This window comes from Streptomyces sp. E11-3, assembly GCF_046540415.1.
GTDB lineage: Bacteria > Actinomycetota > Actinomycetes > Streptomycetales > Streptomycetaceae > Streptomyces.
This window is the reverse complement of the sequence record NZ_JAZGRL010000002.1, coordinates 1,792,175-1,810,368: the sequence shown is the minus strand read 5'-3', so window position 1 is coordinate 1,810,368 and position 18,194 is coordinate 1,792,175. Positions and strand designations below refer to the sequence as shown.

The 18,194-nt window shown below is 71.9% G+C and carries 17 protein-coding genes and 1 pseudogene; 12 read left to right on the top strand and 6 right to left on the bottom strand.

Annotated features, from left to right (window positions below):
• Positions 1-346: 346 nt before the first annotated feature.
• Both U9R90_RS27290 and U9R90_RS27285 read left to right on the top strand, forming a co-directional pair.
• A complete protein-coding gene (locus U9R90_RS27290; protein ID WP_411059335.1) occupies positions 347-1,846 on the top strand; it encodes an ABC transporter transmembrane domain-containing protein in 1,500 nt (499 codons plus the stop codon).
• Positions 1,843-3,351 (top strand): annotated as a pseudogene (locus U9R90_RS27285) (ATP-binding cassette domain-containing protein); the annotation flags it as partial. The gene U9R90_RS27290 and the pseudogene U9R90_RS27285, both read left to right, overlap by 4 nt.
• 219 nt (positions 3,352-3,570) lie before the next feature.
• On the opposite strand, the gene U9R90_RS27280 reads toward U9R90_RS27285, so the two are convergent.
• Positions 3,571-4,179 carry a response regulator transcription factor gene (locus U9R90_RS27280; RefSeq protein ID WP_411059334.1) on the bottom strand — a complete coding sequence of 203 codons (609 nt, stop codon included), beginning with the start codon at positions 4,177-4,179 and terminating at the stop codon, positions 3,571-3,573.
• A 402-nt stretch (positions 4,180-4,581) separates the two neighbouring features.
• Positions 4,582-5,208 (bottom strand): TetR family transcriptional regulator, encoded by a 627-nt coding sequence (locus tag U9R90_RS27275; RefSeq protein ID WP_411059333.1) that lies wholly within the window; start codon positions 5,206-5,208, stop codon positions 4,582-4,584.
• A gap of 286 nt (positions 5,209-5,494) precedes the next feature.
• On the opposite strand from U9R90_RS27275, the gene U9R90_RS27270 reads away from it, so the two are divergent.
• The 3 genes from U9R90_RS27270 to U9R90_RS27260 all read left to right on the top strand — a co-directional run bounded on the left by U9R90_RS27270 (position 5,495) and on the right by U9R90_RS27260 (position 8,850).
• Positions 5,495-6,856, top strand: coding sequence for a glycosyltransferase family 4 protein (locus U9R90_RS27270; RefSeq protein ID WP_411059332.1), 1,362 nt, complete (start codon positions 5,495-5,497; stop codon positions 6,854-6,856).
• 135 nt (positions 6,857-6,991) lie between these two features.
• Positions 6,992-7,774 (top strand): class I SAM-dependent methyltransferase, encoded by a 783-nt coding sequence (locus tag U9R90_RS27265; RefSeq protein ID WP_411059331.1) that lies wholly within the window; start codon positions 6,992-6,994, stop codon positions 7,772-7,774.
• On the top strand, positions 7,771-8,850 hold the full coding sequence (locus U9R90_RS27260; protein WP_411059330.1) for a prenyltransferase: 1,080 nt from the start codon (positions 7,771-7,773) through the stop codon (positions 8,848-8,850). Before U9R90_RS27265 ends, U9R90_RS27260 begins: the two co-directional genes overlap by 4 nt.
• 47 nt (positions 8,851-8,897) lie before the next feature.
• On the opposite strand, the gene U9R90_RS27255 is transcribed toward U9R90_RS27260, so the two are convergent.
• The 4 genes from U9R90_RS27255 to U9R90_RS27240 form a co-directional block, all read right to left on the bottom strand.
• Entirely contained in the window at positions 8,898-9,914 is a 1,017-nt protein-coding gene (locus tag U9R90_RS27255) for an LLM class F420-dependent oxidoreductase (RefSeq protein WP_411059329.1), read from the bottom strand.
• Positions 9,915-10,060: 146 nt separating this feature from the next.
• The gene (locus tag U9R90_RS27250; protein ID WP_411059328.1) at positions 10,061-10,960 is read right to left on the bottom strand and encodes a hypothetical protein; all 900 of its coding nucleotides are present in this window, start codon (positions 10,958-10,960) and stop codon (positions 10,061-10,063) included.
• A gap of 181 nt (positions 10,961-11,141) precedes the next feature.
• The gene (locus U9R90_RS27245; RefSeq protein ID WP_411059327.1) at positions 11,142-12,146 is read right to left on the bottom strand and encodes an N-acetylmuramoyl-L-alanine amidase; all 1,005 of its coding nucleotides are present in this window, start codon (positions 12,144-12,146) and stop codon (positions 11,142-11,144) included.
• Positions 12,147-12,200: 54 nt separating this feature from the next.
• Entirely contained in the window at positions 12,201-12,854 is a 654-nt protein-coding gene (locus U9R90_RS27240) for a class I SAM-dependent methyltransferase (protein ID WP_411059326.1), read from the bottom strand.
• Between the two features lie 223 nt (positions 12,855-13,077).
• Here U9R90_RS27240 and U9R90_RS27235 point away from each other — a divergent pair, with 223 nt between their 5' ends.
• The 7 genes from U9R90_RS27235 to U9R90_RS27205 form a co-directional block, all read left to right on the top strand.
• Entirely contained in the window at positions 13,078-13,344 is a 267-nt protein-coding gene (locus tag U9R90_RS27235) for a DUF1876 domain-containing protein (protein ID WP_411059325.1), read from the top strand.
• A 252-nt stretch (positions 13,345-13,596) separates the two neighbouring features.
• On the top strand, positions 13,597-13,803 hold the full coding sequence (locus U9R90_RS27230; RefSeq protein WP_411059324.1) for a hypothetical protein: 207 nt from the start codon (positions 13,597-13,599) through the stop codon (positions 13,801-13,803).
• A gap of 21 nt (positions 13,804-13,824) precedes the next feature.
• Positions 13,825-14,151, top strand: a complete 327-nt coding sequence (locus U9R90_RS27225) for a hypothetical protein (RefSeq protein WP_411059323.1) — start codon at positions 13,825-13,827, stop codon at positions 14,149-14,151.
• A complete protein-coding gene (locus tag U9R90_RS27220; protein ID WP_411059322.1) occupies positions 14,148-14,633 on the top strand; it encodes a hypothetical protein in 486 nt (161 codons plus the stop codon). Before U9R90_RS27225 ends, U9R90_RS27220 begins: the two co-directional genes overlap by 4 nt.
• A 6-nt stretch (positions 14,634-14,639) precedes the next feature.
• Positions 14,640-16,019, top strand: a complete 1,380-nt coding sequence (locus tag U9R90_RS27215; protein ID WP_411059321.1) for a CoA transferase — start codon at positions 14,640-14,642, stop codon at positions 16,017-16,019.
• Between the two features lie 114 nt (positions 16,020-16,133).
• Positions 16,134-16,700 carry a hypothetical protein gene (locus U9R90_RS27210; RefSeq protein ID WP_411059320.1) on the top strand — a complete coding sequence of 189 codons (567 nt, stop codon included), beginning with the start codon at positions 16,134-16,136 and terminating at the stop codon, positions 16,698-16,700.
• 72 nt (positions 16,701-16,772) lie between these two features.
• Positions 16,773-18,194: carboxylesterase/lipase family protein (locus tag U9R90_RS27205; RefSeq protein ID WP_411059816.1), on the top strand; the 1,422-nt coding region annotated here is incomplete at its 3' end.

The following is an 18,194-nucleotide window of genomic DNA, read 5'->3' as shown; positions in this document are numbered from 1 at the left end:
CGGGCTTGGTGAAACGGGTGCCCCGTAGCGAGCGGTTGTGCCCACCCGTTCCGCCCTGCGGAACGATTGCCCACAACGGGGGCAGACGCCCACAACGGGGAGCGCGAGCCCCCACCCGCCCGCAGACGCGATGCTCACGTGAGGGGGCGTGGTGGGGGGTGCGCGCGCAGCGCTTAGCTTCGCCCCAACACCGGATGCGGGCATCTCCGCCGGGGAGCGCGACGAGCGCGAGCACGTACCCCCCCACCGCGCCCCCGCCCCACAACGAAGGCAGAGCGCACCGAGCCGACCCGAGCCGCACCGCACCGCACCGAGCCGCACCCCCGCCCTCCCACCACGGACACGTATGGCCAACTCCCCCGAGAAGCACGGCACCTCGGCACTGCGCGCCGCAGCCCGGCACAGCGCAGTGCGCTGCACAGCCCTGGCCCTGCTGAGCACCGCCGCCGCAGCCGCGAGCCTGCTGCTCCCCGCAGCCCTCGGCAGAGCCCTGGACCTACTGCTCGCACCGAGCGGCGACGGCGGCGGCGGCGACACCGACGCAGCCACCCGCTGGGTCCTCCTGTGCACCGCCCTCCTCTGCGTCCTCGCCCTGCTCGACGCCGTCGACGCCGTACTCACCGGCACGACCAACGCCCGCACCACCGTGTGGCTGCGCGGAAAACTCGTCCACCACCTGCTGGCCGTCGGGCCACGGGCCACAACCCGCTTCGCCCCCGGCGACCTCGTCGCCCGCCTGATCGGTAACGCGTCAGCGGCAGGCACCGCGCCCACGACGATCGCCGCGCTGCTCGCGGCCCTGGTGCTGCCCCTAGGTGCCATGACGGCGCTCTGGCTGATCGACCCCTGGCTCGCCGTGGTGTTCATCGCGGGCGCCCCACTGCTGGCCCTACTGCTACGTGCCTTCGCCCGCGCCTCCTCCGACTGCTCGGCGCGCTACCAGCGTATCCAGGGAGACATCGCGGGCCGCCTGACAGAGGCGATCAACGGCTCCCGCACGATCGCGGCCGCCCACACCGCCGACAAGGAGACCGCACGCATCCTGCGCCCGCTGCCCGAACTGGCCCTCCAGGGCCACCGTATGTGGCGGGTGCAGGGCCGCGCCGCGGCCCAGGCAGCGGCCCTCGCCCCGCTGCTGCAGATCGGGGTGCTCGCGGTGGCGGGCCACCTGCTGGCCCAGGGACGGCTCTCGGTCGGCGAACTACTCGCGGCCTCGCGCTACGTGGCGCTGGCGACCGGCATCGGCGTGTTCGTCGGCCGGTTGGCCAGCCTGGTGCGCGCCAGGACCGCATCGCACCGTCTGGGCGAGGTGCTCACCGAGCCCGCGACGGAGTACGGTACCCGCCCCCTGCCGCCCCGGACCCAGGGCAGCGGACGGCTCGAACTCCGGGGCGTACGGGCCCGGCGCGGCGGNCCGGACCTCGACCCCACCCCCACCCGGGAGCGAGTCACCCAGGCCGCGCGAACCGCCTGCGCCGACACGTTCGTACGCCGCCTCCCCGAGGGGTACGACACGCCCTGCGCCGACGCCCCGCTGTCCGGTGGGGAGGCCCAACGCCTGGGCCTGGCCCGCGCGTTCGCCCACCCGGGGCGGCTGCTGATCCTGGACGACGCGCTGTCCAGCCTCGACACCGTCACCGAGCACCAGATCACCCAGGCACTACTGCGGCACACGCCCACGGCCAGCCGCCTGATAGTCGCCCACCGGGCCTCGACCGCGGCCCGCGCGGACGCGGTCGCCTGGCTCGACGGGGGCCGGATCCGCGCGGTGGGCCCGCACGAGCGGCTGTGGCGCGACCCGGAGTACCGGGCGGTCTTCGACGCGGCGGGACGGTCGGAGACATGACCGAAGCCTCAAAGCAGAGGCGGCGCAGCCACCCGCACACCTACCGCCGAGGCATCCGCTACCTACGCGACAGGTGGCGCGTAGTAGCCCGGCTGGCCGCCTGGTCCGTACTGGAGACGGGCCAGACCTTCCTGACCGGCTACGCGCTGGCCCGCGCCCTGGACGACGGCTTCCTGTCCGGCCGCCAGGACATCGGCTTCGGCTGGCTGAGCGCCGCGGCCTGCGCGGTCGTGATCGGGGCGTACGGGACAGCGCGGGTGTACGGGGCACTCGCCGCGCTGGTGGAGCCGTTACGGAACATGCTGGTGCGCCGGGTGAGCGCGCGGGGCCTGCGGGAGGCTGACACCTCCTCGGTCTCCCGGCTCACCGAGCAGGTGGAGATGGCACGGGACACTTTCGCCGGTCTGGTGATGGTCTCGCGGTCGTTCCTGTTCACGGCGACCGGGGCCCTGCTGGGCCTGTTCTCGCTCGCGCCGCTCCTGCTACTCGTGGTCGGCCCTCCGGTGCTGGCCGGTGTGGCGCTGTTCCTGGCAAGCCTGCCGGTACTGGCCCGCCGCCAGCGGGCCTTTCTCGCCGCGGACGAGGCGGTGGCAGGCCAGCTCGGCGCGGTCTGCGCGGGGCTGCGCGACGTGACGGCGGCGGGTGCGGAGCGCCGGGTAGCCGAGGAGGTGGGCACCCGTGTGGACGCGGAGTACCGGGCCGCACGCGCGCTGGCCCACTGGAGCGTCCTGCGCGTGGCGGCGCTGGCCATCGGCGGCCACCTCCCCGTCATCCTCCTGCTGGCCACCACCCCCTGGCTCCTGGCACACGACGTCACACCAGGCGCACTGGTAGGAGCCTTCACGTACCTCACCCACGCCCTGCTGCCTGCCCTACAGCAGCTGGTACACGGCTTGGGCACCAGCGGCACCCGCCTGATGGTCATACTCGACCGCCTCACTCCAGGCACAGCCGCAACCTCAACACCCCCCACCCACACCGCCCCAACCAATCCCATTCCAACGCAAACAACCCCAACCCACACCACCCCAACCCTCACCACCACACAGCTCACCTTCGCCTACGGCGCCGCAGCCGAGCCGGTCATAGACAGGCTCGACCTCACCGTCCCGCAGGGCGGCCACCTCGCGGTGGTGGGACCAAGCGGGGTCGGGAAGTCCACACTGGCCGGGGTGATCGCGGGTCTGTTGGAACCCACGGGCGGCGAGGTGCGGGTATACGGCCAGCCGGTGCGCGGGCGGGCCGCCGCGCGCCACCGGGTGCTGATCCCGCAGGAGGCGTACGTGTTCAGCGGCACGGTCCGCGAGAACCTCTCCTACCTGCGGCCGCACCCCGTACCGGAGCCGGAGCTGCTGGCCGCGGCCGAGGCCGTGGGCCTCACCGGCCTGCTGGACCGTCTCGGCGGGCCCGCCGCGCAGGTCGACCCGGCGGCGCTCTCCGCGGGCGAGCGGCAGCTGATCGCACTGACCCGTGCTTATCTCTCGTACGCGCCGCTGGCCCTGCTGGACGAGGCCACCTGTCACCTGGACCCGGTGGCCGAGGCCCGCGCCGAGCGGGCGTTCGCGGCCCGTCCGGGCGGCACGCTCGTGGTGATCGCGCACCGGATCAGCTCGGCCCGCCGCGCCGACCGAGTGCTGGTCATGGACGGGCAGCACACGCTGTGCGGCAGCCACCAGGAGCTCCTGGACCGCTCCGCCCGTTACCGCGACCTGGTGGGCGCCTGGTCACACCCAGCCCTCGCCCTGGGAGATCCGGATGGCGTCCACCCGGTTACGGGCACCGGTCTTCCGGGTGATGGCCGCCATGTAGTTGCGTACCGTCCCGTTGGACAGATGGAGACTGTGCGCGATCTCGGCGACCGAGGCACCCCCGGCGGCGAGTGACAGCACACTCAACTCACGCCGGGTCAACGGCATCTGAGACGCTTTGAGGAACCCGAAGCCCAGCGAGTCGTCGATGAACCGGTCGCCCCGGGCGACCTGGCGGATCGCGGTGAGCAGCCGCTCCGGCGGGCTCGCCTTGTCGACGTAGCCGAGTGCCCCGGCCTCCGCGGCCCGCCGCAGCGGCCCGGGACGGCCGGGACTGCCGAGGACGACCAGCGGGCAGCTGTCCGACCGCCCGGCCGGGGCGGACAGCTCGCCGAGCGGCGGCACCGCGTACCCCGCCTCGCAGTCCAGATCCGCGACGCACACGTCGAGCCGCAGCGCACAGACCCGGGCGCGCGCACCGCTCCAGGGAGCATGGCTCACCTCCAGGTCAGGCTCTCTGGCGAGACGTTCCGCCAGGGCCGCCCGCAGCAGTCGAGCGTCGTGCACCAGAAGTACCCGGATCACACCTGCTCCTCCAGCTCCCCACCCACCGGCTGCTTCGTTCAGCACGCAGATCTATTCATAGTCGCGGGGGCGGTGTCATGGACGCAGAGAACTGGCCAAGGGGAGGCGCTGGGGGCGCATCCGGGGCCCCTGCGTGCGCCCCCTGAGCTTCAGGAACCGCCCGGTTGGCCGGTCTCCGCCGCCCGAGCTGGGCGAAGCCCGCAGCGGTGGCGGAGGGCAGGGCCATGGCGCGCGGCGCGGCCGCGGAACGGCGGGCTCACGGCAGGCGGCATTGCGGCAGAAAGGTGGTGAGAGGGCGGGTACGCGGGTCGTCTGACCGCCTACGTGGTGGCGCAGACCGAGCGCTCAGCCGCTCGTTGACGGCTCGACCTTCCGTTGACGGCTCAACCTTCCAGTGACGGCTCAGCCTGTCGGCGACGGCTCCGGCGACGTCAGATCGATCAACCGGCACACCGTCTCGATGTCGATCTTCACCTGGGCGATCGAGGCCCGCCCCGACAGCCAGGTGATCAGCGCCGAGTGCCAGGTGTGCTCGATCACCCGTACCGCGGAGAGCTGCTGCGGAGTCGGGTTCTCCAGCCCCATCGCGTCCAGGATGATCGCCGTGGTGAGCCGGGACACGGTGTCCACCTCCGGGCTCACCGACCGGTCGGCGAAGGTCAGCGCCCGTACCATCGCGTCCGCCAGATGCGGCTCGCGCTGCAGCGCGCGGAAGGCCCGCATCAGCGTCTCGGCGACCCGCTCGGCGGCCGTGTCCCCGGCCGGAGGGTGCTTGCGGAGCGCTCCGTGCAGGTGCTGGAGCTGGTCCTGCATGGTGGCGACCAGTAGATGCACCTTGGACGGGAAGTACCGGTACAGCGTGCCGAGCGCGACGCTGGAGGACTCCGCGACCTCGCGCATCTGTACGGCGTCGAAGCCGCCCTTGCTGGCCAGCTGGGCGCTGGCGTGCAGGATGCGGCGCCGACGGGCTTCCTGGCGCTCCGTCAGGGGAGGGGATGCGGCGCCGGATTCCTTTACTTCCGTACTCATATGTCCCGTTCCACGGTGTGAGCGGCGATTCTTCGAGCGGCGATTTCTTCGAGCGGTGGGCCGTTGAGCGGTGTTCCGTTGGGCGGTGTTCCATTAGGTGGAGTTCAGTGTGGGCCGTAGAGCATGGCAGGCGCCCGGGTGGTGGCGCGAATCACCTGCTCCGGGCCTCCCAGTCGCCTTACCTGCCGGTAAATTCGAAGCTCCTTGAACGATCAAGTCTGAAACTTGTTCTAGATTAGCGTCCCGGCGTAACCTCGCGGGAACCGCAGGGAGAAGGGGGCCGTGAGTGACCGCTGAGGCCATGGAGACGGGGCCCCGTGCGGCCGCGTCGGGCGACGGAGAACGTCCGCTGCGCATCGCGCTCCTCACCTACAAGGGGAACCCGTTCTGCGGGGGCCAGGGCGTGTACGTACGCCACCTCTCACGGGAGCTCGCACGCCTGGGCCACCACGTCGAGGTGATCGGCGCCCAGCCCTACCCCGTACTCGACGAGGGCGTCCCGCTCACCGAACTGCCCAGCCTCGACCTGTACCGCAGCCCCGACCCCTTCCGCACGCCGAAGCGGTCCGAGTTCCGCGGCTGGGTCGACGCGCTGGAGTTCGCCACCATGCGCACCGGCGGCTTCCCCGAGCCGCTGACGTTCTCGCTGCGCGCCCGCCGCCACCTGGCCGCCCGCCGCGGCGAGTTCGACGTCGTCCACGACAACCAGACGCTGGGCTACGGCCTGCTCGGCGGCCCCGAGCGGCTCGGGGCCCCGCTGGTCACCACGATCCACCACCCGATCACCGTCGACCGGCAGCTGGAGCTGGACGCGGCCGCGAACTGGCAGGGCCGCGCATCGGTGCGCCGCTGGTACGGCTTCACCCGGATGCAGAAGAGGGTGGCCCGCCGACTGCCCTCGGTCCTCACCGTCTCCGGTAGCTCTCGCCAGGAGATCGTGGACCACCTCGGTGTCCGTGACGACCGTATCCACGTCGTGCACATCGGCGCCGACACCGACCTCTTCTCGCCCGATCCGTCGGTGCCCGAGGTGCCGGGCCGGATCGTGACGACCTCCAGCGCCGACGTCCCCCTCAAGGGCCTGATCCACCTGATCGAGGCGCTCGCCAAGGTCCGCACCGAGAACCCGTCCGCCCATCTCGTCGTCGTAGGCAAACGCGCCGAGGACGGCCCGGTCGCCGGGGCCATAGAACGCTACGGCCTGGAAGGCGCCGTCGAGTTCGTCAAGGGCATCACCGACGCCGAACTGGTCGACCTGGTGCGCAGCGCCCAAATCGCCTGCGTGCCGTCGCTCTACGAGGGTTTCTCGCTGCCCGCCGCCGAGGCGATGGCGACCGGTACGCCACTTTTGGCAACCACCGGTGGCGCCATCCCGGAGGTCGCGGGACCCGACGGCGAGACCTGCCTCGCGGTGCCTCCGGGCGACGCGGGCGCCCTGGCGGCCGGGCTGAACCGTCTGCTCGGCGATTCCGCGTTGCGCGCCAGGCTCGGCGCCGCGGGCCGTGAGCGGGTGCTCGCCCGCTTCACCTGGGCCCGCGCGGCCCAGGGCACGGCCGAGCGCTACCGCGAGGCGATCGCACACGCGGCGGGCACCTCCGCGACCTCCGGCGGCTCCACCGCCCGCGCGACCGAAGGCACCCCCCGATGAACCTCCGTCGCCACCCCCGCTACACCCGCGACATCCGCCGCCGATGAACCTCCGTCGCCACCCCCGCTACACCCGCGACATCCGCCGCCCCGCGGCCACCCCCATCGCCGGACTCGACCGAGAAGGCAGGCACTCGTGCTGACCGTCGACTTTTCCCGCTTCCCGCTCGCCGCGGGCGACCGCGTACTGGACCTGGGCTGCGGCGCCGGGCGCCACGCGTTCGAGTGCTACCGGCGCGGGGCGCGCGTGGTGGCCCTTGACCAGAACGCGGAGGAGATCCGCGAGGTCGCCAAGTGGTTCGCCGCGATGAAGGAGGCGGGCGAGGCCCCCGAGGGTGCCACCGCCACCGCGATGGAGGGCGACGCGCTCGCGCTGCCGTTCCCCGACGCGTCGTTCGATGTCGTGATCATCTCCGAGGTGATGGAGCACATCCCCGACGACAAGGGTGTACTCGCCGAGATGGTCCGGGTACTGAGGCCCGGCGGCCGGATAGCGGTCACCGTCCCCCGGCACGGCCCCGAGAAGGTCTGCTGGGCGCTGAGCGACGCCTACCACGAGGTCGAGGGCGGCCACATCCGCATCTACAAGGCCGACGAACTCCTCGGCAAGATGCGGGAGGCCGGACTCAAGCCGTACGGCACCCACCACGCGCACGCGCTGCACTCGCCGTACTGGTGGCTCAAGTGCGCGTTCGGGGTCGACAACGACCAGGCGCTGCCGGTCCGCGCGTACCACAAGCTGCTGGTCTGGGACATCATGAAGAAGCCGCTGGCTACGAAGCTGGCCGAGCAGGCCCTGAACCCCCTGATCGGCAAGAGCTTCGTGGCCTACGCGACAAAGCCCCACCTGCCGAACCTGTCCGACGACACGCTCTCGGACGACACGCTCTCCGCCGACTCCGCGGCGGCCGCCAAGTGACGACCCCCCGGACGGAACACCTGGTCCTGCCCGGGGTCCTCACCGCCGAGCAGGCCGCCCGGACCGTACAGGGCATCCTCGCCGGACAGCGCGAGGACGGCGCCATCCCGTGGTTCCGCGGCCACCACCTCGACCCGTGGGACCACACCGAGGCGGCGATGGCCCTGGACGCGGCAGGCGAGCACGCGGCCGCCGCCCGCGCCTACGAGTGGCTGGCCCGACACCAGAACCCGGACGGCTCCTGGTACGCGGCCTACGACGACGGCGACGCGACCCGGCCCACCGACCGGGGCGTGGAGTCCAACTTCTGCGCGTACATCGCCGTCGGCGTCTGGCACCACTACCTGGCCACCGGCGACGACGCCTTCCTCGACCGTATGTGGCCGCACGTCCACGCGGCGATCGAGTGCGTCCTGACCCTCCAGCAGCCGGGCGGCCAGATCGGCTGGAAGCGCGAGGCCCCCGAGGACGGCGGGACGCCGGTCACCGACGCCCTGCTCACCGGCAGCTCCTCCATCCACCAGGCCCTGCGCTGCGCACTCGCCATCGCCGAACAGCGCGAAGAGTCGCAACCCGACTGGGAGTTGGCCCTCGGCGCACTCGGCCACGCGATACGCAGCCACCCCGAACGCTTCCTCGACAAGAACCGCTACTCGATGGACTGGTACTACCCGGTCCTGGGCGGCGCGGTCACCGGACCCGAGGCCAAGGCCCGTATCGAGGAGAGCTGGGACCGTTTCGTCGTCCCCGGCTTCGGTGTCCGCTGCGTCGTCCCCAACCCCTGGGTCACCGGCGGCGAAAGCGCCGAACTCGCCCTGGCGCTGTGGGTGATAGGCGAGTCCGACCGGGCCCTGGAGATCCTCCAGTCGATCGGCCACCTGAGAGACGAGGAGTCCGGCCTCTACTGGACGGGATACGTCTACGAGGACCAGGCCGTCTGGCCGGTGGAGCAGACCGCCTGGACGGCGGGCGCGCTGCTGCTCGCGGTGGCCGCGCTCGGCGGCGACGAGGCGACCTGCGCGGTCTTCGACGGGGAGCGGCTACCGCGAGGGCTGGCGCCGGACTGCTGCGGCTAGGGGAGACACCCCCGAGGGGGTGTCTCGCGTAGATCCCGGCCCGGGGATCACCCGACCGTGTTCAACTCCGCCAGTACGCGCAGCGTATGCGGGTCCGGGGCCAGGACCAGCAGGTCCGTCACCGGGCCCTTGCGCCACAACTCCAGGCGTTCCGCGATGCGTTCGCGCGGGCCGACCAGAGAGATCTCGTCGGCGAATGCGTCCGGGACGGCGCGTACGGCCTCTTCCTTGCGGCCTTCGGCGAAGAGCTGCTGGATACGGCGTGCCGCCTCCTCGAAGCCCATCCGGGCCATCAGGTCGGCGTGGAAGTTGCGGGACGTGTGCCCCATGCCGCCGATGTAGAAGCCGAGCATCGCCTTGACCGGGAGCAGTCCCTCCGCGACGTCGTCACAGACCGTGGCGCGGACCATCGGCGCCACCATGAAGCCCTCGCGGAGGCCGGTCAGCGAGGCCTCGTACACGTCCGTCCGCGTCGGCGACCAGTACAGCGGCAGCCAGCCGTCCGCGATCCGGGTCGTCTGCGCGATGTTCTTGGGGCCCTCCGCGCCGAGCAGGACCGGCAGTTCGGCCCGCAGCGGGTGGGTGATCGGCTTGAGCGGCTTGCCGAGGCCGGTGCCGTCGGGGCCGTCGTACGGCAGCCCGTGGAACCGCCCGTCCAACGCGACCGGCCCCTCGCGCCGGAGTACCTGCCGGATCACATCCACGTACTCGCGGGTCGCGGTCAGCGGGCTGCGCGGAAAGGGCCGCCCGTACCAGCCCTCCACCACCTGCGGCCCGGAGAGCCCGAGGCCGAGCATCATCCGTCCGCCGGAGAGGTGGTCCAGGGTCAGCGCGTGCATCGCGGTGGCGGTCGGGGTGCGGGCCGCCATCTGCGCAACGGCCGTGCCCAGCCTGATCCGTGAGGTCCGCGCCGCGATCCAGGTCAGCGCGGTGAACGCGTCGGAGCCCCAGGCCTCGGCGGTCCACACCGAGTCATAGCCGAGCCGTTCGGCCTCCTGGGCGAGCTGGACGTGGTCGGGGTTGGGGCCGCGCCCCCAGTAGCCGAGTGCGAGCCCGAGCCGCATGCGCCCTCCCGTGGCAGTGGCACCGATTCTGACGGATCGTCAGTTCACTTCGGTGCGCAGACTGTACGGGGCGGCCACGGACAAGGCAACGGCCCCCGTCCGAGTGGACGAGGGCCGTTGCCCGGATATGTGACTAGCTGTCGGCGTCAGCCGCGCTGAATCCCCGTGGTGTCCTGCAGCACACCACGACGGCCGTCCTGCGTCTGGGCCACCAGACCCGGACCGCGCTGCTCGACGGCCAGGTACCAGGTACCCGGCGCCAGCTCGGCGATCGGCGTCGGCGAACCGTCCTCCGCGTACAGCGGACGGGCCACCGGCACCGCGAACCAGAACGGCGAGAAGTCACCGGCGGGCTGCTGCTGGGCGGCGGCCTGGGGCTGCTGCGCCTGCGCGGGCTCCGGAGCCTTCTGGAACTGCGCCTGGTCGGCCTGGCCCGGCTGGCCGCCGTACGAGGGCTGCTGCTGGCCACCGTACGAAGGCTGCTGGTGGCCCGGCTGCGGCTGACCGCCGTAGGGCTGCTGCTGCGCACCCGGGTAGCCGTAGCCACCCTGCTGCGGCATGCCGGGCTGGCCGCCGTACGGCTGCTGGCCCATCATCGGAGCGGGCGTGGCGCCCATCAGCGGGGCACTCAGGGCCGGGACGAGAGGCGTGGCGATAGCGGCGCCAGCAAGCGCCAGACCGGCGATCAGGCCGAAGATGAGGCCGACACCGGCGTCGATCCCGTCAAGGTCCAGGAAGCCCGCGGGGTCGCCGATGGAGAAGATCGAGGTCCAGGCGGTGGCGATCGCGAAGGCGATGCCGATCTGGCCGAGGTCAAGGCCGATGATCTTGCGCGGTGGCGTCAGAGCGCGTCCGACGACGATCAGCGCGGCGCTCAGGATGCCGAGCAGGTACACGCCTGCCAGCAGCCCGCCGTTGTCCCAGGCCTTCGAGTCGCAGCCACCGGGGCCTTCGCAGTCGACGGAGTCGAGGAACGAGGCGATGAACAGCAACACCGCTGCTCCGATCACCACTGCGTCGCCTCGAGTGAGAGAGCGGAAATTCACTTCAGGTCCTTCGTAAGTCGTCGAGTCGGTAGGCGTCGCTGTCGCCGGTACGCATGGTGCGAAGCGCGGGGGTGGCCCCCCATCGTACGGGCGACAGTATCGCCCGCACGGCCGGGGTGTCTGCTCCGCATAAAGGTCCCGACGTGCTCCCCCTGCCTACCCGTTGGCGCGCTTCCCCTGCCTACCCTTTGAGGAAGCCCGCGATGCCTTCCGAGATGCCACGCGCGGCCTTCTGCCGCCACGTCCCATTGGTCAACTGGGCCGCGTCTTTGGCGTCGCGCATGTTGCCACACTCGATGAACACCTTGGGAACCTTTGACAGATTGAGCCCGCCGAGGTCCTTGCGCACGTCGAGGCCGGTGCCGCCGCCGATGTAGTTGGCCGGTGCGTTGCCGGTACGGCGCACGAAGCCGCCCGCGATGCGCTCACCGAGTTCGCGCGACGGCGCGACGATGGCGGTGGTGTCCGCGGCACCGGACTTGACCTTGCCGGGGAGGATGACGTGGAACCCGCGGTTGCCGTCGCCGGAGCCGTCGGCGTGGAGGGACACGACGGCGTCGGCCTTGGCGTCGTTGCCGATCCGGGCCCGCTCGTCGATGCAGGGCCCGTACGGGCGGTCGTCGTTCTGGGTGAGCTTGACGGTCGCGCCCTGCTTTTCGAGCAGCGTACGGAGGCGGTGCGCGAGGTCGAGGGTGAACTCGGCCTCGGAGTAGCCGTTGTTGGTCGCGGTACCGGTGGTGTCGCACGCTTTGCGGTGCGTGCCGACGTCCACGAGGCGGGCGATCTGGGTGGTGTGCTGGAAGTTGCCTGGATTGTGCCCGGGGTCGATGACGACGACCTTGCCCTTGAGGGGGCCGGTGGGCGGAGGGGCCGAGGCGGTGGTGCTGGGTTTGGACGGCGTGGGCTTGGCCGCCCCGGACTCGGACTTGCCGTCGGAGGGCGCGGGACTGGACGGGGAGTTCGATGTGGGACTGGACGAGGAGCTCGACGCGGGGCCGGATGCGGAGCTGCTCGCCGCCGTACCGCCCGACGGCTGGTCGTCCGAGGCCGCGCCGCTCACGCCCTGCCACAGCAGCCACCCGCCAAGACCGACGGGCACCAGCGAGGCGACCACGACGAGTGCACCGCCACGGCGGAAGGGGCGGCGCGGCGCGGGGGAGGGGTTGTCAGGATCGTCGTACGACACGCAGCGATGCTATCGGCGCGCGTCGCACGACACCCAGCGGTGCTTTCGGCGCGCTCAGATGCCAGAGCCCGTACGCCGCAGGACGCGCAGTGAGTCCGTGACGGAGATCTCGGTGAACGCGCCGGACTCCAGAGCCCTGCGGTAGACGCGGTACGGGGCCTGGCCGCCGTCGGCCGGGTCCGGGAAGACGTCGTGGATGACGAGCAGCCCACCGTCGGCAAGGTGCGGAGCCCACCCCTCGTAGTCACCGGTCGCGTGCTCGTCGGTGTGCCCACCGTCGATGAACACGAGCCCGAGCGGCCCGCCCCACACCTTGGCCACCTGCGGCGACCGCCCGACGACGGCGACCACATGCTCTTCGAGGCCGGCCCTGTGCAGGGTCCTGCGGAAGGTCGGCAGGGTGTCCATCAGTCCGACCTCCGGGTCCACGACGGTCGGGTCGTGGTACTCCCACCCCGGCTGCTGCTCCTCGCTCCCGCGGTGGTGATCGACGGTGACGGCCGTCGTCCCCGCCTCACGAGCGGCGTCGGCCAGCAGAATCGTCGACCGCCCGCAGTACGTCCCCACCTCAAGCAGCGGCAGCCCCAGCCGCCCCGCCTCCACAGCGGCGGCATGCAGGGCGAGCCCCTCCCCGACAGGCATGAACCCCTTGGCGCCCTCGAAGGCGGCGAGTATCTCCGGCTTGGGCGTCGGCGCGGTCGCGGCCATGGCGTTCCTCCAGGTCGTACGGGCTAAGGGGTACGGCGTACGGGTACGGGGCGTGAGTGCGCCCATGGTGCCATCCGGCGGGCTCGCCCTGCTGCTGACCTTCCACCTCAAGCGCTGGCACGTTGCCCTGCCACCCGCCCGATGTGCGGGTGGCAGGGCAACGTGCCAGCCTGGATATAAGCGGCAGGTCCATGCCCCGCGCCCCGCTAAGGAGGGTTTCGTCATGCCCGCCAAGACGTGGAACATCCAGGTCGAGATCAGTGAGGTGGACCGCCTCACCAAGGCAGAGGCCAAGCTGATGGGGAAGGACGGCGAAGTGGTCGGCCACGGCACGGCCCGCGCCAACCCCAGCGACGAGAACGTCCCCGCCATCGGCGACGAACTGGCCTGCGCGCGCGCCCTCTCCGACCTCACCCACCAACTGCTGCACGCCGCCGCGATGGAGATCGAGTCGCACACCCATGAACGCGTGCGGGGTCTGAGCGTCTGACCGCCACGGCTCGCTTACTGCGTGCAGCGCGGGCAGGTGACGGGCAGGTGCACGGCGGGTAGCGGTGGGCTGTGTCTAGCGGCGCCGCCATGTGGTCCGGGCGGTATGCCCGCTCCGGGCCCCAGGTGCGGCCGCTGTCACGCGACACCTGGAGGGTGATCGTCGCGCCCGACTGCCCAGGCTGCCCCGGCTCGCCAGCACTCGGCCCGGCCGCGCTGGACGGCCTTCGTCACCTCCGTCAAGGCCTGACGGGTGCGCCGTCTCGAAGACTTCGACGGGCCGGACTGGATGGCTGCCCTCTGGCTCGTGGGGGGCATCGCGGGAGCCCTGTCGGGCGGGTGGGCAGCGCCGGTCTGGGCGGTGTTCGCGGCACTCGGGGCCCATGTCCTCGCCACGCACTACGCGGAGCGTCGGGTCGCGCGGAGCCAGCGCCGGAGTCAGCAGCTTGGCGAGCCGTAATACGCGTCATACACTGGCGATGTGGCTAAGACCCGAATCAGTATCAGCCTTGAGCAGGAGCAGGCCGAGCGCGTGAGGGCGCACGCTGAGCGGGCCGGCATGGATGTCTCGGCCTACCTGGTGCATGCCGCGACCCGGCAGATGGCGGAGACCGATGCCATAGAGGAGCAGTTCGCCGGGGTGGATGCACTGATCGCTGCCGCGGAGGCGGAGGCGGCCGAACTGCCTCCGGAGCCGGACGTCGCTCCGGAGGAGCTCACGGAGCAGGAGCGGCAAGAGGTAGCGGAAGCCCTTGGCCTCGTGCGGGGCACGGACCGTGCCGGAGTCCGCCCGGGGGAAGCAGCGTGACGGCACGCGTCCCGGTCTATGACACGGGGATGCTCATCGCGCTCGCCGACCGGAAGGCCAAGGCGGTGCGCCTCCATGAGGGGATGAGGACGAGCCCCCACCGCGCGCTCGTCCTCGGACCTGTTCTCGCACAGGTGTGGCGGCCGCGTCCGGCGCTGGTGCATGCACTGGCCGGGGTGCTGAAGGACTGTACGGTGCCGCAGGCTCGGAGCTCGGAGCCCGCAATGCGTGAGGCGCGCGCGGGCCGTCCCGAGTGCATTGCCTGCGCGATGGGGCCTGACGTCACCGACTGGCGTCGAGTGGGTACCGCACTGGGGGAGGCGCGGTTGCCGCCGAAGAAGAAGCCGGACGCGGCGGACGCCTGGGTGGCCCTGGCGGCGGCCAGGCACGGCAGTGCGGTGATCTTCACCAGTGATCCGGATGACTTGCGCGCCTACCTCGAGGCACTGAATCCGTCGGATGTCCATGTCGTCGCGCTCTGAGGTCACGTGATCCATACCAACGATGAAGCCACCGCCCAAGCCTGGTCTGCCCTCGGCGGGCGCCCCGAGCTGCTCGACCGGGTCTCGTACGAGGGTGCGGCCGGCGTGCTCCCCGCGCGCCTGCCCGTGCGGGAGCTGGCGCGCGCGACGGTGGGGGCCTGCTCGCTCGCCGCTGCGGAACTGCTGGCGCTGCGGGACGCGGGCTCGGGTCCCGTAGCCCGTGTCCGGGTCCACGAAGGCGCCGTAGCCACCGCATTCGTCAGCGAACGCCACCTGCGCATCGACGGCCGCGCCCCCACGACCTTCGCCCCGCTGTCCGGCTTCTGGCGTACGGCCGACGGCTGGGTCCGTACCCACGCCAACTACCCGCACCACCGCGCCCGGTTGCTGTCCGCCCTGGGTCTCCCGGACCACACCGGCGACGACGACACGCTGCCCCGGATCCTGGCCGACGAGCTGGCGAAGAGCCAGGCGCAGGAGGTCCAGGAGAGCGTGTACGCGGCGGGCGGCCTCGCCGTGGCGGTCGCCGATGCCCCGTGGGACACGAGACTCCCGCTGGTCGAGACACAGGTGACCGGGGACAACGGCCCACGGACTACCCTGCCGCCGTCACCCCTGCCCGCCACCGGCGTACGAGTCCTGGACCTGACCCGCGTCATCGCCGGACCCGTAGCCTCCCGCACTCTTGCCCTACTTGGGGCCGACGTACTGCGCGTGGACGCGCCGCAACTACCCGAGAGCGCGGACGCGCACGCCGACACCGGCATGGGCAAGCGCTCGACGCTGCTTGACTTCTCCGCTCCCGGCGACCGGGACCGCTTCGAGGAGCTGCTCCGCACGGCCGACGTCGTCATGACCGGCTACCGCCCCGGCGCGCTGGACCAGTACGGCCTCGCCCCCGACGCACTGCTGTCGCGGCGACCCGACGCGATCGTCGCCCAACTCTGCGCCTGGGGCTGGGACCGGTCCGGGCCGTGGGCCGGGCGCCGGGGCTTCGACAGCCTGGTCCAGGCCGCCAGCGGCATCGCCGCGATCGAGGCCGCCGCCGACGGCACCCCAGGGGCGTTGCCCGCGCAGGCCCTGGACCACGGAACCGGGTACCTGCTCGCGGCGGCGGTCCTGCGCGCCCTCAGCGACCGGCAGACACACGGCGGCGGGCGACACGTACGCCTGTCCCTCGCGGGCGCCGCGTCCTGGCTGCTCCACGGCATCCGCCCCGCGCCCATCGAGGGTGAGGCCTACACCCCGCAGCCCTGGCTGACCAGGACCGCATCGCCGTACGGCCTACTCGACCACGCCCTCCCTCCGGTCCACTACGAAGGGTCGCCCCGGAACTGGAGCCACCCACCGACTCGCTGGGGCAAAGACCGGCCACTCTGGACCTGATCGGACACGTGATTGCCGGAGTCCGGCAGTGTCGGCGGGGCTGACCTGGATGGTTATGGCCCTGTGGCTTCCCGGAGCACACCCGTATGGTGTGCCGGGAGGAGGCGGGGTGGCATGGCTCGGGGTGTGGGGAAGAAGGCGCGGCAGCGGGAGCGCGAGGCGCGGGTGGAGGCCTGGTGGGAGCGCGGGAAGGGTGCCGTGATGGTGCTGGCGGGGATCGCCGCGCTGCTGATGGGAGGTCTGGCGCTGCTCCGGCTGCCGGGGGCGCTGGCCGAGGAGGACGCGTTCAAGGCGACTCGGCCCTGCGCCCGGCCCGACCCCGAAGTCAGGCAGGACTGTCTGCAGACGGTGGGGTTCACGGTCGACGCCGTGGAGATCAAGGAGGGCAAGCAGCCCGAGTATTGGGCTGAGTTGTCCGGGCCCGCGCTGGGGAGCGGACGGGTCGACTTCGACGATGACCGAATGGTCGAGTACCTGACCGTCGGGAGCCAGGTCACGGGAACCGTGTGGCGGGGCCGGGTCGTGGCGGTCGACGGGGTGCGGACCGAGGGGGACCCGACGGGTGAACCCATGGAACTGGCCATGTGGGGAGGCGCGTTCGCCGTCGGCGGGATGCTCGGGATCTACACCGGGGCGTGGTGGGTGTCGACCTCCGCACCCGGTCCAGTGCGTCGCAATTGACATCGGAACTGCGTCAATCGGCGTGATCTTGGTGTTGGTCGTGGCGCGTCAGGTGATGGAATGCTGATGACCATGGACCTCTTCACCACGACAGGCGGTCTGGTGCGCGGCCACCGGCCCGTGTCCGACGTCGTCTCCGCCCTCGGAATCCCATACGCCGCCGCCCCGTTCGGCGCCAACCGGTTCCGTGCACCGCAGCCCGCGCCCGCGTGGAGCGGGGTCCGGGACGGAGCGGAGTTCGGGCCGGTCGCACCGCAGTCGGCCGAGTTGCCGGGTGCGCCGGTGTGGTCGCCGGGTGACGAGGACATTCTGACCGTGAACATATGGGCGCCGGACTCCGACGGCGGCGGACGGCTGCCCGTTCTCGTCTGGGCGCACGGCGGCGCGTACACCTTCGGCTCCTCCGCTCAGCCCGACTTCGACGGGACCGCGCTCGCCCGCGCCGGGCTGGTCGTGGTCACCTTCAACTACCGGCTGGGATTCGAGGGGTTCGGGCATATCCCCGGTGGCGGTGAGGACTTCCCGGACAACCGGGGCCTGCTCGACCAGATCGCCGCGCTGCGCTGGGTGCGCGAGAACATCGCCGGGTTCGGGGGCGATCCCGAGAACGTCACGATGGCCGGGCAGTCGTCAGGGGCGGCGTCGATCGCCTGTCTGATGGCGATGGAGCGGGCGCGCGGGCTGTTTGGGCGGGCCATCGCGCACAGTGTCGTCAGTACGTGCTACTCGCCCGAGATCGCCGCCGCGACCACCCGCGACATCGCCGCGGCGGCGGGGTGCCCCGCCACGGCCGAGGGGTTGCTCGGCACGCCCCCGGAGGCGCTGGTCCGCGCCTCCGACCAGATGGTTGACGCCTGTCGCGGGAACCGGGACTCCGGAAGCCGCCACTACGACCCCGTGCTCTACGCCCCGGTCATCGACGACGACGTACTGCCCACCGACCCGCTGACGGCCGTGGCGGCCGGTGCTGCCCGCGACGTGGACCTGCTGGTCTGCCACACCGACGAGGAGTACTGGCTACTCGACGCCGTCGGGAGCAGCGCGAAGGTGGACAGTGCCGAGCAACTGGCCGCCTTCGCACGGGACTTCAGGCTGCCAGATGAGCTGGTGGACGGGTATCGCGCACTGCTGCCGGACGCTCCGGTGCTCGATGTCTACCTCGCGATCTTCGGCGACATGGTGTTCGGCGAGTACTCGAACCGGTTCGCCGAGCAGCAGGCGCGGGGCGGCGGCCGGGCGTACGTCTCCCGGTTCGCTCGGCGGCGTACCGGGACCGGCGGGGCGGCGGCGGTACGGGCCTGGCACTGCGCGGACGTCCCGTTCGCCTTCGGCAACCTCGACAACGAGGACCTGTCCTTCCTGGTCGGCGGCCCGCCCAACACCGCCGACCAGCAGCTGTCCCGGCGCATGGTGCGGGCCTGGGCCGACTTCGCGACCACCGGGGACCCGGGCTGGACACCACTCGGCGACCCCGGCCCCGACCCCGATGCCCCT

Excerpts from the sequence above, each read along its gene's own strand:
- U9R90_RS27255 (WP_411059329.1), bottom strand. The coding sequence starts at position 9,914 with ATGCGGCTCGGGCTCGCACTCGGCTACTGGGGGCGCGGCCCCAACCCC.
- U9R90_RS27240 (WP_411059326.1), bottom strand. The coding sequence starts at position 12,854 with ATGGCCGCGACCGCGCCGACGCCCAAGCCGGAGATACTCGCCGCCTTC.
- U9R90_RS27210 (WP_411059320.1), top strand. The coding sequence starts at position 16,134 with ATGGCTCGGGGTGTGGGGAAGAAGGCGCGGCAGCGGGAGCGCGAGGCG.
- U9R90_RS27235 (WP_411059325.1), top strand. The coding sequence starts at position 13,078 with ATGCCCGCCAAGACGTGGAACATCCAGGTCGAGATCAGTGAGGTGGAC.
- U9R90_RS27275 (WP_411059333.1), bottom strand. The coding sequence starts at position 5,208 with ATGAGTACGGAAGTAAAGGAATCCGGCGCCGCATCCCCTCCCCTGACG.